This is a genomic window from Paeniglutamicibacter terrestris (genome assembly GCF_012271785.1).
Taxonomy (GTDB): Bacteria; Actinomycetota; Actinomycetes; order Actinomycetales; family Micrococcaceae; genus Paeniglutamicibacter; species Paeniglutamicibacter terrestris.
Window position 1 is genome coordinate 77,408 of the sequence record NZ_JAAWVT010000002.1, and the last position, 12,859, is coordinate 90,266.

A 12,859-nucleotide genomic window follows, 5' to 3' on the forward strand; every position below is an offset into this window, starting at 1 on the left:
GGCCCCGCCAGGCCAGCTAACGGATCCTTTGCCGGAACCCGCAGCTAACCATGATTTTAACATTTCACTAAGCCCCCAGTAGACTTGTACAAGTTTCGTCCGCGAACCGTGTGGACGAGGTACGTCTTCTGTAATCGTTTCTAGGAGGAACCTGTGGCAAAGGCAAAGTTCGAGCGGAACAAGCCGCACGTCAACATCGGCACCATCGGTCACGTTGACCACGGTAAGACCACGTTGACGGCCGCCATTTCGAAGGTGCTTGCTGACAAGTACCCGGATTTGAACGAGCAGCGCGACTTCTCGCAGATTGACTCTGCACCGGAAGAGCGCCAGCGCGGCATTACCATCAACATCTCTCACGTCGAGTACCAGACCGAGAAGCGCCACTACGCGCACGTTGATGCACCGGGTCACGCTGACTACATCAAGAACATGATCACCGGCGCTGCACAGATGGACGGTGCAATCCTCGTGGTTGCCGCCACTGACGGCCCGATGGCTCAGACCCGCGAGCACGTTCTGCTCGCCCGCCAGGTTGGCGTTCCCTACCTGCTGGTCGCACTGAACAAGTCCGACATGGTTGACGACGAAGAGCTTCTTGACCTTGTGGAAATGGAAGTTCGCGAACTTCTTTCCTCGCAGGGCTTCGACGGCGACGAGGCACCTGTTGTCCGCGTTTCCGGCCTGAAGGCACTCGAAGGCGACCCGGTTTGGGTCAAGACCATCGAAGAGCTCATGGAAGCCGTGGATAACCACGTTCCGGATCCGATCCGCGACAAGGACAAGCCGTTCTTGATGCCGGTTGAGGATGTCTTCACCATCACCGGTCGTGGCACCGTTGTTACGGGCCGCGCCGAGCGTGGAACCCTGAAGATCAACTCGGAAATCGAAATTGTTGGTATCCGCCCGGTCCAGAAGACCACGGTTACCGGTATCGAGATGTTCCACAAGCAGCTCGACGAGGCATGGGCCGGCGAGAACTGTGGTCTGCTTCTTCGCGGCATCAAGCGCGAAGACGTAGAGCGTGGTCAGGTCATCGTGAAGCCGGGTTCCATTACCCCGCACACCGACTTTGAGGCTAACGTCTACATCCTGTCCAAGGATGAAGGCGGACGTCACAACCCGTTCTACTCGAACTACCGCCCGCAGTTCTACTTCCGCACCACGGACGTTACCGGCGTTATCACCCTGCCGGAAGGCACGGAAATGGTTATGCCTGGCGACAACACCGAAATGTCTGTCGTGCTGATCCAGCCGATCGCCATGGAAGAGGGCCTCGGCTTCGCAATTCGCGAAGGCGGCCGCACCGTTGGTTCAGGCAAGGTCACCAAGATCACCGCGTAAGTTTACTTCGCTGATTTTGGCCTAACAGCCTAGAGAAGGCCCTTGTTGCATCGTTTCGACGATGCAACAAGGGCCTTTTTTGTTGCCGTCAAGCGGGCTCATGTTTCGCCCACTTCTTTTATCAAACGATTAGCCTGAATGGGGTAAGGTTAGGTCACTGGGTATTGTCGTCGCTGACGGCTGACGCGTAAAAAGGGGTGGAGAGAAGAAACCATGGGCGAGTTTGCACTAGTCGTAGTTGCGATTGGGCTTTTTGTTGTCGGATTCTATCTGGGCCGACACCGGGCCACGGTTAAACTCCAAGCCGCCCTTGGCGAATCTGCTCGCAAAGCTCAGGCACAGGCCTGGCAACAAGGCTTTGACGCAGCTTCTCGGGTACAAACCGAAGTTACTGGAGCCAACAATTTGCTGACTCCGGTGGGGGAGAGCCAACCGGCTGCACCGCCAAGTGCGATTGATCCTGCTGCCGTCGCACAGCCAACAATCGCTCAGCCCACCACGCAACAACGCGTACCCATTATCGCGTGGGCGAGCCAGACGCAGGCCGCGGTAGCACCGGCTCCAGCACCTCCCGCGCCAGTGGACCCACGCGTGCGCGCCCTGCGAAATATCAACATCACCTTGTACGTTGCGGCTCTTCTGCTCGTTGCCGCCGCATCCTTGTTTATCGCGCTGGCGCTACCCGCCGCTGCCAAGGTGGTAGGTTTGGCCATCGTCGCGGCCGGATTCTACGTTGTTGGTCTCGTCATGCACGCGCGCAGTGAACGGTTGCGTCCGGCCGCTGCGGCATTCACCGCCACCGGCCTCGCCCTGATTCCCATGACCGGCCTAGCGCATTTTGTACTTCTGTCCACAACTCCCGGTGCGAGCTGGTTCGTGACCTCCATCATTGGCACTGCCGCATTTGTCTACGCCGCAGGGAAGCTGCAGTCCAGAGTCGTCGCGGGACTTGCAACCACATTCCTCGTTTCGACCGCATACTCCGGCGGGGCAGTGCTCAACCGCGGGTTGATCTTCTACTTCTTCTTCAGCATGTTACTGGCCACCGTTATCACGCTGGTCGGATTTAAGAAGCCGCGTTGGGTCTCGAATATTTATCTTCAGTCCTTCACCGTGGCACATCGATACTTGGTTCCCGCCACCGTAGGTGCAGGACTATGTTCGGCAGCCGTCCTTCGGGCCAGCGATTATGGTTGGCTTTTTGCCGCAGCTTGCACCTACTACGTTGTAGCGCTTTTTGCCGTTCCACCGGCCGAACGTTTCTGGCATCTCGCCGCCGCGCGGCTCAGTGGAATGGTTGCCCTTGCCGCATTCCTCCACGCAGCCGAGGTCCCATTAACAACCGTCTTCAGGGTTCTGGCAGTGGCACTGATGATCCAACTGGTGGTACTGGCCCAACTGAGCCACAGCTACATGTCCAAACTCCGGGTCCACCAGCGGCGAGTCACCATCGAGAGCTGGATCCTGGTCGGCACCGCCGCCATCAGCACCCTCTTGGGTGCCGAAGGTCTGCTGACTGATTGGCGGATCACTGGCGGAGGCGGTGAACTGGACCTAAACTGGGCGCTGGCGTTGCTGGTTGTGACCGGTTTGGTGGTGGGGATCAAACGGGGTGGTTACTTCCGATGGATTCCCGTGGGTGCGGCGATTTTGGTGCTCATCGAACCCAGCAACGGGAACTTGGGCCGCCAGGCATTCATCTTCGTGGGGGCTTTGCTGGCTACCTGGTGGCTGTCACGTTCGGCGTTGCCCAAGGACAGCTTGCTGCTGGGCTGGGCAGCACGAGTGCTTTTTATAGCTGGCGTGGGAGCGTTCTTCTCCCTAGCGGCATCGGGATGGTCGCTGAATCCCGCACGGTCGGCCCATCTTCCGCTGTCCTTATCCGGCGGAAGTATCAACGAACAGCTCCCCGATGTGGTTGTTGATGTGGCAACACTGGTAGGCATTGGGCTGGCATTACTGGTCCAGGTAGCTTATGCCGTACGTCAGCTGCTCCACCACACTCGGCGAACTACGGGAAATGACAATCTTAATAGTTCCGGGTTGCCGGTACTGGGCGAAGCCTCGTTCTTCGCCGGGGGACTGTTGGGCGCCTCCCTCATCACGTGGTCGCTGCGCGTATTGTTGGCCAGCGACAGCAGTGCATCCGTCGCCGCGTTGGCCGGTGCGACGCCGAATTTCGGTACCGTGCTGTGGGTCGGCTATCAATGGGACATCATCCTGATGTGGCTCTTACTGGTGGTGGGTTTGGTAGGGACGACAATGGTGTTGGGCTTCCGAACTTCAGCTCCGCAAGCAAAGCTGAGCGGTGTTTCTGCAACACTCGTGCACCTGGGCGGATTAACGGCTTTGGCTGGCGCTCTGGGGATCAGCGCGGGCCACTCACCATCGTGGCTGGTGGAAATTGTGGCGGCTCTCGGGCTCATTTACGTGGGAGCCAGAGCAATCAGCGCTACAACGCGCAGTATCCGGGTGGGCTACGGGATCCTGGCGCAGCTGCTCTTCTCCGGGACGGCATGGCATATTGCCGACAGATTTGATATGGATTCTCATGGGCAGTACGCGCTGCTGGCCTTCACCGTTGCCTCGGCTCAATCTGCCCGCGCCATCATGAGCCGCCATCGCCACGAGACAAAGTCTTTCGGCGCGGGTCATCTGCTGACGTATGCTGCACTCGCAGTGCTGCTGTTCTTGCCGTTAACCTACCTCAGCGGTATTGCCGGTGGCCTTGATCAGGCCAGTTTGCTCATTCAAAACCTCTGCCTGCTGGTCTTTTGCATCGTCGTTTTCGCCACGACGTCGCAGAATACCGAGCTTTACCGTTACATTGCCATTCCAGGCGCCCTGGGGCTTTTGGGCTTGGTATTAGCACCGACACTGGGTGATTCATTGCGGACAGGTGGCTGGCTACCGAGCCCGCTATGGGGCCAACGTGTTGCCGGGACGCTGATTTCGGTGTTGTTGGCCGGCTGTATCGTCGCTGAACTCCGTGGCCTGGGAGGAAGAGCTCAACGGTGGGTCAGGGCTGCTGTTGCACTCTTGTACTGGGTGGCATTGATGGGTGTTGCTTTCCGTTTCGACTCGGAGTGGGAGATTGTTGCCGGGGTACTTGGTGCAGCGGGCGCAGTTGTCTTTGCCATCACGTGGGGGATTCCTTTGCTCATGCTTGGTGCTTCGGCGTTGGTGGCTCGGGCCGCGCATAGTGGAATCGAAGCGGTACGCTCATTGGCCGGGCAGCGGGGGAGTGAACCCTTGGACACCATGCTCGCTCTTGTCTTAACGGTCATCATCTTGTCCATCGTTGCGGTGGTTGGCGGTCGATTCGGATCAGAACCCGCGCGATTCGGTGAACTGGCCAAGCGGACGCAGGGCTGGAGCCCAGCTCATAGCCGCGTAGTTTTCGCCGCGGCACTGCTGGGATTGTCCCTGTCCGGATTGCTTGGGCTGACGCACGACTCATCGGCCTACGTGTTTACTGGGGGAACGGCTGTGCTGGTGGCGGTCTTCTCCGCGGCAGCACTCGAGGTGCCGTTGCGCTGGCGCGAAAGTGCCTACGAGATTGCGGCTCTGGTCGCAGCCGCGGTCATCCACCGCTGTTGGTGGGTTGCCGTTGACGGAACGAGCATTTTCACCGCTTGCACGTACTGGGTTGTAGTTCTGGCGATACTGGCTGGCTACGAATTCTCACGCAAACGCGAGCAGCGCGGGACCCTAATCATGGGAGCGGCCGCGTTATTGCTATCGCTGACCGGAGTCGGAACGTTCCTCACCTCGACGCTGAGCCAGCAATTGATACTGCTCATGGGATTCACCGCACTACTCGTTTTTGGGCTGCTGACGAATCGCAAGATCTTTACGATTTGGGGAGCTGTTGGGATTGCCGTGGCGGTGTTGTGGTTCTTGCGTGGGTACACCTTCCTGCTTCTCCTGCTTATCGCCGTGGGCTTGATTGTCTTGGCGCTGTGGCGTCTGGGCAAAATGAACCGCAGTGCAGTAGCCCCAGAAAACGAACCCATCCTCCAGCAACCGCAAGCCGCCCCGATTCCGATGCCATGGCAGGTGCAGAGCAACCAACTCCCCAGGCCAACGGAGCCGGGTCCCTCGGGGAACAGCGGAGATACGAGCGGGCCGGCACCACAACCCAACGGAAATCCGCCCCTGCCGCAGAGCCCGCCGGCAACGACCACGGATCCCGGAAGGAAGCCGGAGGATCAGCGCTAATCCCGTTGGGTGATGGCTCTGAGCATTTCCTTCTTCCCGGGTGGGCCGTGACCTCTCCGGTGTGGGGCGCTAGGCTGGGCTCATGAAGTTCTTGATAGTTATGCTGATCGTTGTCGTCGTCGTGGTTGTTATCTTGCGCCTGCGCAAACAGTTCTCCAACGAGATTGACCGGGCGAAGAACATCAAACGCTCCAACCAGGAGGATCTGTAGCCCCGATCAACAACCACGGCCCCAGCAGCTGTGGCTTTACTCACGCGAAGAGTTCTGGACAAGCAGCCTGTGTACAGCTCGTCTGAGAACGCGCGAGAAATCAGGCCCGAAATCCCGGCATTTTCCCGCTCGCAGGATGAGCTGATGGCTGGGGCGCGGGGGAGTGCCGCGCTGCCGGGAGATTTGCTGGAAACAGGTGATTTGGTGTTTTGGCCCGAAACCTGCCAGACTAGACAAGTTGTTCGTGAGAATTTCAATGGCTCATGCCTGCTGATCGGGAAACCGAGACCGGGGTAAGGGTTTTCAACTGAGATCGTGTCTCACTCGGGATAATGCCCGGGGCTAGGGAGCGGTACGACAGATTTTTTTGAAACCACGAACAATGTCCCCCAAGGATTTATAAGGTTTAGTATCGCTTTCAAAAGCGACACGCCCGACCGCGGGGGTCGGCCTCGGCGGATTGAGGAACCCGGATTTTATCCGGATTCAGTTCGATGCGAGGCGTGCCGGTCCCGTAAGGGGCCCGTAGGGCACAGTAACTGTACAGAGAGTGCTAATTAGAAAGAGGCATCAAGCCATGGCGGGACAAAAAATCCGCATCCGGCTGAAGTCGTATGACCACGAGGTCATTGACGTTTCTGCCCGGAAGATCGTTGAGACGGTAACGCGCGCAGGCGCAACCGTAGTTGGCCCAGTGCCACTGCCGACGGAGAAGAACGTTTACTGCGTTATCCGTTCGCCTCACAAGTACAAAGACAGCCGTGAGCACTTTGAAATGCGCACGCACAAGCGTCTGATCGACATCATCGATCCGACCCCGAAGGCCGTAGATTCGCTGATGCGTCTCGACCTGCCGGCGGATGTCAACATCGAAATCAAGCTCTAAGGGGAGGTGGCGAGAAAACTATGACCGCAACCCGTAATGTAAAGGGCCTGCTGGGCACGAAGCTCGGCATGACCCAGGTTTGGGATGAAAACAACAATCTCATTCCTGTAACCGTTGTACAGGCTGACAGCAATGTCGTCACTCAGCTGCGCAACGCCGAGCGCGATGGCTACACCGCGGTTCAGATCGGCTACGGCCAGATCGACCCGCGCAAGGTCACCAAGCCGCTCGCCGGCCACTTCGAGGCAGCAGGGGTTACCCCGCGCCGCCACGTTGTTGAGCTGCGCACTGCAGACGCCGAGTCCTACGCCGCAGGCCAGGAACTCTCCGTCGAAATCTTCGCCGCTGGCCAGAAGGTCGACGTCGTAGGTACTTCCAAGGGTAAGGGCTTTGCTGGCGTCATGAAGCGCCACGGCTTCCACGGTGCTCCGGCATCGCACGGTGCTCACAAGAACCACCGTAAGCCGGGCTCCATCGGCGGCGCTTCGACTCCGGGACGCGTGTTCCAGGGTCAGAAGATGGCTGGTCGTATGGGTGTTGACCGCGTCACCACGCAGAACCTCACGGTTCACGCTGTGGACGCAGAGAAGAACCTCCTGCTGATCAAGGGTGCCGTTCCCGGTGCCCGCGGACGCGTCGTTCTCGTACGCACCGCTGTGAAGGGAGCATAACTAAATGTCTAAGGCACTTAACGTAGAACTCCCCTCGGAGATCTTCGACGTTCAGACTAACGTTCCGCTGCTGCACCAGGTCGTTGTGGCCCAGCTCGCAGCTGCTCGTCAGGGTACGCACAAGGTCAAGAACCGCGCCGAAGTTTCCGGTGCCGGTCGTAAGCCTTTCGCACAGAAGGGCACCGGCCGCGCCCGTCAGGGTTCAATCCGTGCTCCTCACATGACCGGTGGTGGCGTTGTCCACGGACCGACACCTCGCGATTACAGCCAGCGCACCCCCAAGAAGATGAAGGCTGCTGCATTGCGCGGCGCCCTGTCTGACCGCGCTCGCAACAACCGCGTTCACGTCATTGAATCCCTGGTTACCGGCACTGCGCCGTCCACCAAGGAAGCTATGGCTACCCTGCGCGCTCTTTCCGAGCGCAAGAACCTGCTCGTAGTCATCGAGCGCGCCAACGATGTTGCAGCCCTTTCGGCACGCAACCTCGCTGAAGTACACGTTCTGTACGTAGATCAGCTCAACACTTACGATGTGCTGGTTTCGGACGACGTTGTCTTCACCAAGGCCGCTTTTGATGCCCTGGTCCAGAAAGAGGAAGCCAAATGAGCGACTTCTCCAAGGCTCCGCACGACGTGGTCATTGCACCCGTCGTCTCGGAAAAGAGCTACGGTCTGATCGACGAAGGTAAGTACACCTTCCTCGTTGACCCGCGTTCAAACAAGACGGAAATCAAGAACGCCGTGGAAGCCATCTTCTCGGTCAAGGTTGATTCTGTAAACACCCTCAATCGTGCCGGCAAGCGCAAGCGCACCAAATTCGGATGGGGGACGCGCAAGGCTACTAAGCGTGCAATCGTCTCCCTGAAGGAAGGCTCGATTGACATCTTCGGCGGTCCGCTTTCTTAAGCGGAGACCACTTTAACGAGGAATTAAACTATGGGAATCCGTAAATACAAGCCGACTACCCCGGGCCTTCGCGGCTCGAGCGTAGCCGACTTTGCAGAAATCACGCGATCGACTCCGGAAAAGTCGTTGCTTCGCCCGTTGCACAAAACTGGCGGACGTAACAACACCGGTAAGATCACCACTCGTCACAAGGGTGGCGGACACAAGCGCCAGTACCGTCTGATCGACTTCCGTCGTCACGACAAGGACGGCGTGCCGGCGAAGGTCGCTCACATCGAGTATGACCCGAACCGTACTGCCCGCATTGCGCTTCTTCACTACATTGATGGAACCAAGCGTTACATCATTGCACCGAACAAGCTCGCCCAGGGCGATGCCATTGAAGCCGGCGCTAACGCCGACATCAAGCCTGGCAACAACCTTCCGTTGCGCAACATTCCAGTGGGTACTGTTATCCACGCCGTGGAATTGCGTCCCGGTGGCGGTGCCAAGATGGCTCGTTCCGCAGGTGCGTCGGTTCAGCTGGTGGCCCGTGAGGGTCGCTTCGCTCAGCTGCGTTTGCCGTCCGGCGAAATCCGCAACGTTGACGTGCGCTGCCGCGCAACCGTCGGCGAGGTCGGAAACGCCGAGCAGTCGAACATCAACTGGGGAAAGGCCGGCCGTATGCGCTGGAAGGGCGTACGCCCGACCGTGCGTGGCGTTGCCATGAACCCTGTTGATCACCCGCATGGTGGTGGCGAAGGCAAGACGTCCGGTGGCCGTCACCCGGTCAACCCGAACGGCAAGCGCGAAGGACGCACTCGTCGTCCGAACAAGGACAGCGACAAGTTGATTGTCCGCCGTCGCCGTACCGGCAAGAACAAGCGATAGGAGCCTGGAAACATGCCACGCAGCCTGAAGAAAGGCCCCTTCGTCGATCAGCACCTTTTTGTTAAGGTCGCTGCTGAGAACGAAAAGGGCACCAAGAACGTCATTAAGACGTGGTCCCGCCGTTCGATGATCATCCCCGACATGCTCGGGCACACGATCGCCGTACATGACGGACGTAAGCACATCCCCGTGTTTGTAACCGAGTCGATGGTCGGGCACAAGCTCGGCGAGTTTAGCCCGACCCGGACGTTCCGCAGCCACGTGAAGGACGACAAGAAGGGCAAGCGCCGCTAACCCGCAAGGGTTCAGCGAGTGCTTAGCACTTCTTCGAGAGACGAGAGAAGGAAAGCAATGGAAGCCAAGGCAATTGCGCGCCATATCCGCGTGACGCCTATGAAGGCCCGGCGCGTCGTCAACCTTGTTCGTGGCAAGCAGACGAACGAAGCACTGGCGATCCTGAAGTTTGCCCCACAGGCAGCTTCAGAGCCAGTGTTCAAGGTTGTAGCATCGGCAGTGGCTAACGCCCGTGCCGCCGCAGACCGCGAGGGTGTCGCGTTCAACGAAGACGAGCTGTTCATCAGCGAAGCGTTTGTTGACGAGGGTCCGACCATGAAGCGGTTCCAGCCGCGTGCTCAGGGTCGGGCATACCAAATCAAGAAGCGCACGAGCCACATCACTGTGGTCGTCGCAACCCCTAAGAAGGGTGGGGAATAACAATGGGACAGAAGGTTAACCCGCATGGGTTCCGACTCGGTATCACTACCGACCATGTTTCGCACTGGTTCGCCGACAGCACCAAGGTCGGTCAGCGATACAAGGACTTCGTAAAAGAAGACATCCGTATCCGCGAACTAATGACTGTTGGCATGGAACGCGCCGGCATCGCTCGCGTGGAGATCGAACGTACCCGTGACCGTGTTCGTGTGGATATCCACACCGCACGTCCCGGCATCGTTATCGGTCGCCGCGGCGCCGAAGCCGATCGCATCCGTGGCGAGCTCGAAAAGCTCACCGGCAAGCAGGTTCAGCTGAACATCCTCGAGGTCAAGAACCCCGAGATCGAAGCTCAGCTTGTTGCCCAGGGTATTGCAGAGCAGCTTGCTTCACGTGTGGCTTTCCGCCGCGCAATGAAGAAGGCTATGCAGTCGGCAATGCGCGCTGGTGCCAAGGGCATCCGCGTTCAGTGCTCCGGTCGTCTTGGCGGTGCAGAAATGTCCCGCAAGGAGTTCTACCGCGAAGGCCGTGTGCCGTTGCACACCCTGCGTGCGAACATCGACTACGGCAAGTTCGAAGCCAAGACCACCTTCGGCCGCATTGGCGTGAAGGTTTGGATCTACAAGGGCGACGTAACTTCGAAGGAACTGGCAGCTCAGGCTGCAGCAGCTCCGGCCCGTGGCCGCGGCGATCGTCCGGGCGGACGTCCAGCTGGACGTCCCGAAGGTGGCGAACGCCGTCGTCGTAACGACCGCAACACTGCACCGGCAGCGGAAGCAGCTCCGGCTGCCGAGGCAGCTCCGGTTGCAGCCGCAGAAGGAGGACAGGCTTAAATGCTTATCCCACGCCGCGTAAAGTACCGTAAGCAGCACCACCCCAAGCGGAGTGGCGCAGCATCGGGCGGTACCACGGTAGCCTTCGGTGAGTATGGTATCCAGGCCCTTACACCGGCCTACGTTACCAACCGCCAGATCGAGGCAGCTCGTATCGCCATGACCCGCCACATCAAGCGTGGTGGCAAGGTTTGGATTAACATCTATCCTGACCGTCCGCTGACGAAGAAGCCGGCCGAAACCCGCATGGGTTCCGGTAAGGGTTCTCCGGAATGGTGGGTCGCAAACGTCAAGCCGGGACGAGTTCTCTTTGAGATCTCCGGTGTTAGTGAAGAGGTAGCACGCGAGGCAATGCGCCTTGCAATCCACAAGCTGCCGTTGAAGGCACGCATTGTGCGTCGTGAGGGTGGTGAATAGGAATGGCAATCGGATCTAAAGATCTAGCAACCGAAGCACTGGACGGCTTTGATAACGCCCGTCTGGTCGAGGAGCTCAAGAAGGCCAAGGAGGAGTTGTTCAACCTCCGTTTCCAGTCGGCCACCGGTCAGCTTGAATCGCATGGCAACTTGAAGTCTGTCAAGCGTGACATCGCTCGTATCTACACCGTTCTTCGCGAACGCGAGCTTGGCCTTCGTGCCGAGGTTGTAGTGCCGGTCGAAGAGACCAAGAAGAGCAAGGAAGCCAAGTAATGAGCGAGAAGGATAACGTCGTGGATGCAGCTGCAGAGCGCAACGACCGCAAGACCCTCCGTGGTTACGTGGTTTCCGACAAAATGCAGAAGACCATCGTCGTTGACGTAGAGGACCGTGTTAAGCACGCCCTTTACGGCAAGGTCATGCGTCGCAACAAGAACGTCAAGGCTCACGACGAAGAGAACAGCGCCGGTATCGGCGACCTCGTTCTCATCGCCGAGACCCGCCCGCTGTCTGCTGACAAGCGCTGGCGCCTCGTGGAAATCCTCGAAAAGGCTAAGTAAGCTCTTTCGCTGGTTTTCACTCTGACGTGAACCAAACAAAACACCCCCGGAACCGCTGGATTTATCCAGTCGGCCTCCGGGGGTGTTTTGCGTTGGCGAGAGTTCCCAGGGGTAGTGTGTAGGTTTCGGTTGTGACAGAGACACAGAGAACCGGAAAACTATCACGGTGTGGCGGGGGAGTAGATGAGAAGTCGGCGGAGCGGAGCACGAAGCACCCCGGCCCTTGCCCTCGTGGCAGTTCTGGGTGCCGCGCTGGCCATGCTGCCGCACGTGAGAGTCGTGAGCCCACCCGTCGTTGCGATGGCGCAAGCGGTGCTTCCCATACTGCTTATTGGTGCTCTGGTGTTGTCCCTGATCTTGTGTCTGCGCCGGGCCTTTATCGCTGCTGCCATCTTGTTAGTCTTCGGTGGCCTGGCGCTGCTACCCCTGTTGCCTCAGGCTCCGGCACGTGACTGTTCGGACGCTGCGCAGCTCAGCGTACTCTCACTGAATGCTGGACGAGGTAACGCCGAGGTCAGGGACCTGGCCGAAGCCATCAGAAAGACAGATCCCACGGTGCTCGTTCTGGTGGAAACCAGCGAGCCCATGATCGAGGCACTCAAGGCCGAACTCGTTCGCGGAGCCTATCGCTATCGAACCGAGTCCGTAGTTTTTGGCGGGAGCGTTGATACCGTCATTCTCTCCACGTTCCCACTGAGCCAAGAGCCAGATGCCGTGAGCCAAGTCGAGGGTGCCCTCTTTGATGCACCGGTGGCGCTGATCCAGCACCCCGATCTCGGCCCACTTCGGATTGCCGGCATTCACCCCATACCTCCAACACATGGCGCCACGTCATGGGCCGCCACGCTGCATGGCATTGATGCGTGGCAACTGCGCCAAGACGCAACCCCGTTGATCCTGGCGGGGGACTTCAACGCCACCCGCGCACATCCACAATTCAGGGAACTGGCGGACCACTTTCAAGATGCGGTGCCGTTGTTGGGTCCGCTTCCCGCGGGCACCTGGCCGGCCGACATCGCCATTCCTGCCATGGTGCGCATTGACCACATATTGGTTCGAGGTTTCGCCCCCACTGAAGCGACGCGAATCGACGTGTCTGGTACGGATCACCACGGCATCGTTGCCCGACTAGCGGTATGTCGCTGAGCGTGTGATGCGCATGATTCTGGGCCAAATGTGACCAAGCACCACGAACATGGCACTACCACAGGGTTTCGGGATCCCGCA

At 58.9% G+C, this 12,859-nt stretch carries 15 protein-coding genes; all 15 read left to right on the forward strand.

Going from position 1 to position 12,859, the window contains the following annotated elements:
* Window positions 1–153 precede the first annotated feature (153 nt).
* The 15 genes from tuf to HED64_RS06120 all read left to right on the forward strand — a co-directional run bounded on the left by tuf (window position 154) and on the right by HED64_RS06120 (window position 12,778).
* A complete protein-coding gene (tuf, locus tag HED64_RS06055; protein WP_132358690.1) occupies window positions 154–1,344 on the forward strand; it encodes an elongation factor Tu in 1,191 nt (396 codons plus the stop codon).
* Window positions 1,345–1,557: 213 nt separating this feature from the next.
* The gene (locus HED64_RS06060) at window positions 1,558–5,565 is read left to right on the forward strand and encodes a hypothetical protein (protein ID WP_168151214.1); all 4,008 of its coding nucleotides are present in this window, start codon (window positions 1,558–1,560) and stop codon (window positions 5,563–5,565) included.
* An 82-nt stretch (window positions 5,566–5,647) separates the two neighbouring features.
* On the forward strand, window positions 5,648–5,776 hold the full coding sequence (locus HED64_RS20030; protein ID WP_281069207.1) for a hypothetical protein: 129 nt from the start codon (window positions 5,648–5,650) through the stop codon (window positions 5,774–5,776).
* Between the two features lie 577 nt (window positions 5,777–6,353).
* Window positions 6,354–6,662: a 30S ribosomal protein S10 gene (rpsJ, locus tag HED64_RS06065; RefSeq protein ID WP_003803825.1), complete on the forward strand. Its 309-nt coding sequence runs from the start codon at window positions 6,354–6,356 to the stop codon at window positions 6,660–6,662.
* Between the two features lie 20 nt (window positions 6,663–6,682).
* On the forward strand, window positions 6,683–7,333 hold the full coding sequence (rplC, locus tag HED64_RS06070; RefSeq protein ID WP_132358678.1) for a 50S ribosomal protein L3: 651 nt from the start codon (window positions 6,683–6,685) through the stop codon (window positions 7,331–7,333).
* Between the two features lie 4 nt (window positions 7,334–7,337).
* Complete coding sequence (gene rplD, locus HED64_RS06075) at window positions 7,338–7,940, forward strand: 50S ribosomal protein L4 (protein WP_132358676.1); 603 nt, start codon at window positions 7,338–7,340, stop codon at window positions 7,938–7,940.
* The gene (gene rplW, locus HED64_RS06080; RefSeq protein WP_007271029.1) at window positions 7,937–8,239 is read left to right on the forward strand and encodes a 50S ribosomal protein L23; all 303 of its coding nucleotides are present in this window, start codon (window positions 7,937–7,939) and stop codon (window positions 8,237–8,239) included. The genes rplD and rplW overlap by 4 nt, the downstream gene beginning before the upstream one ends.
* A 30-nt stretch (window positions 8,240–8,269) precedes the next feature.
* A complete protein-coding gene (rplB, locus tag HED64_RS06085; RefSeq protein ID WP_132358674.1) occupies window positions 8,270–9,109 on the forward strand; it encodes a 50S ribosomal protein L2 in 840 nt (279 codons plus the stop codon).
* Between the two features lie 12 nt (window positions 9,110–9,121).
* Complete coding sequence (gene rpsS / locus HED64_RS06090) at window positions 9,122–9,403, forward strand: 30S ribosomal protein S19 (protein WP_068731512.1); 282 nt, start codon at window positions 9,122–9,124, stop codon at window positions 9,401–9,403.
* Between the two features lie 57 nt (window positions 9,404–9,460).
* A complete protein-coding gene (gene rplV, locus HED64_RS06095; protein WP_168151215.1) occupies window positions 9,461–9,823 on the forward strand; it encodes a 50S ribosomal protein L22 in 363 nt (120 codons plus the stop codon).
* A gap of 2 nt (window positions 9,824–9,825) precedes the next feature.
* Entirely contained in the window at window positions 9,826–10,656 is an 831-nt protein-coding gene (gene rpsC, locus HED64_RS06100; protein WP_132358672.1) for a 30S ribosomal protein S3, read from the forward strand.
* Window positions 10,657–11,073: a 50S ribosomal protein L16 gene (gene rplP, locus HED64_RS06105; protein ID WP_132358670.1), complete on the forward strand. Its 417-nt coding sequence runs from the start codon at window positions 10,657–10,659 to the stop codon at window positions 11,071–11,073. It begins immediately after the preceding gene.
* Between the two features lie 2 nt (window positions 11,074–11,075).
* Complete coding sequence (gene rpmC / locus HED64_RS06110; protein WP_132358668.1) at window positions 11,076–11,345, forward strand: 50S ribosomal protein L29; 270 nt, start codon at window positions 11,076–11,078, stop codon at window positions 11,343–11,345.
* Entirely contained in the window at window positions 11,345–11,632 is a 288-nt protein-coding gene (rpsQ, locus tag HED64_RS06115) for a 30S ribosomal protein S17 (protein ID WP_113762234.1), read from the forward strand. Before rpmC ends, rpsQ begins: the two co-directional genes overlap by 1 nt.
* Window positions 11,633–11,815: 183 nt before the next feature.
* A complete protein-coding gene (locus HED64_RS06120; protein WP_168151216.1) occupies window positions 11,816–12,778 on the forward strand; it encodes an endonuclease/exonuclease/phosphatase family protein in 963 nt (320 codons plus the stop codon).
* The last annotated feature ends 81 nt before the right edge of the window (window positions 12,779–12,859 follow it).

Excerpts from the sequence above, each read along its gene's own strand:
- HED64_RS06060 (WP_168151214.1), top strand. The coding sequence starts at position 1,558 with ATGGGCGAGTTTGCACTAGTCGTAGTTGCGATTGGGCTTTTTGTTGTC.
- HED64_RS20030 (WP_281069207.1), top strand. The coding sequence starts at position 5,648 with ATGAAGTTCTTGATAGTTATGCTGATCGTTGTCGTCGTCGTGGTTGTT.
- rpsJ (WP_003803825.1), top strand. The coding sequence starts at position 6,354 with ATGGCGGGACAAAAAATCCGCATCCGGCTGAAGTCGTATGACCACGAG.
- rplC (WP_132358678.1), top strand. The coding sequence starts at position 6,683 with ATGACCGCAACCCGTAATGTAAAGGGCCTGCTGGGCACGAAGCTCGGC.
- rplD (WP_132358676.1), top strand. The coding sequence starts at position 7,338 with ATGTCTAAGGCACTTAACGTAGAACTCCCCTCGGAGATCTTCGACGTT.
- rplW (WP_007271029.1), top strand. The coding sequence starts at position 7,937 with ATGAGCGACTTCTCCAAGGCTCCGCACGACGTGGTCATTGCACCCGTC.
- rplB (WP_132358674.1), top strand. The coding sequence starts at position 8,270 with ATGGGAATCCGTAAATACAAGCCGACTACCCCGGGCCTTCGCGGCTCG.
- rpsS (WP_068731512.1), top strand. The coding sequence starts at position 9,122 with ATGCCACGCAGCCTGAAGAAAGGCCCCTTCGTCGATCAGCACCTTTTT.
- rplV (WP_168151215.1), top strand. The coding sequence starts at position 9,461 with ATGGAAGCCAAGGCAATTGCGCGCCATATCCGCGTGACGCCTATGAAG.
- rpsC (WP_132358672.1), top strand. The coding sequence starts at position 9,826 with ATGGGACAGAAGGTTAACCCGCATGGGTTCCGACTCGGTATCACTACC.
- rplP (WP_132358670.1), top strand. The coding sequence starts at position 10,657 with ATGCTTATCCCACGCCGCGTAAAGTACCGTAAGCAGCACCACCCCAAG.
- rpmC (WP_132358668.1), top strand. The coding sequence starts at position 11,076 with ATGGCAATCGGATCTAAAGATCTAGCAACCGAAGCACTGGACGGCTTT.
- rpsQ (WP_113762234.1), top strand. The coding sequence starts at position 11,345 with ATGAGCGAGAAGGATAACGTCGTGGATGCAGCTGCAGAGCGCAACGAC.
- HED64_RS06120 (WP_168151216.1), top strand. The coding sequence starts at position 11,816 with ATGAGAAGTCGGCGGAGCGGAGCACGAAGCACCCCGGCCCTTGCCCTC.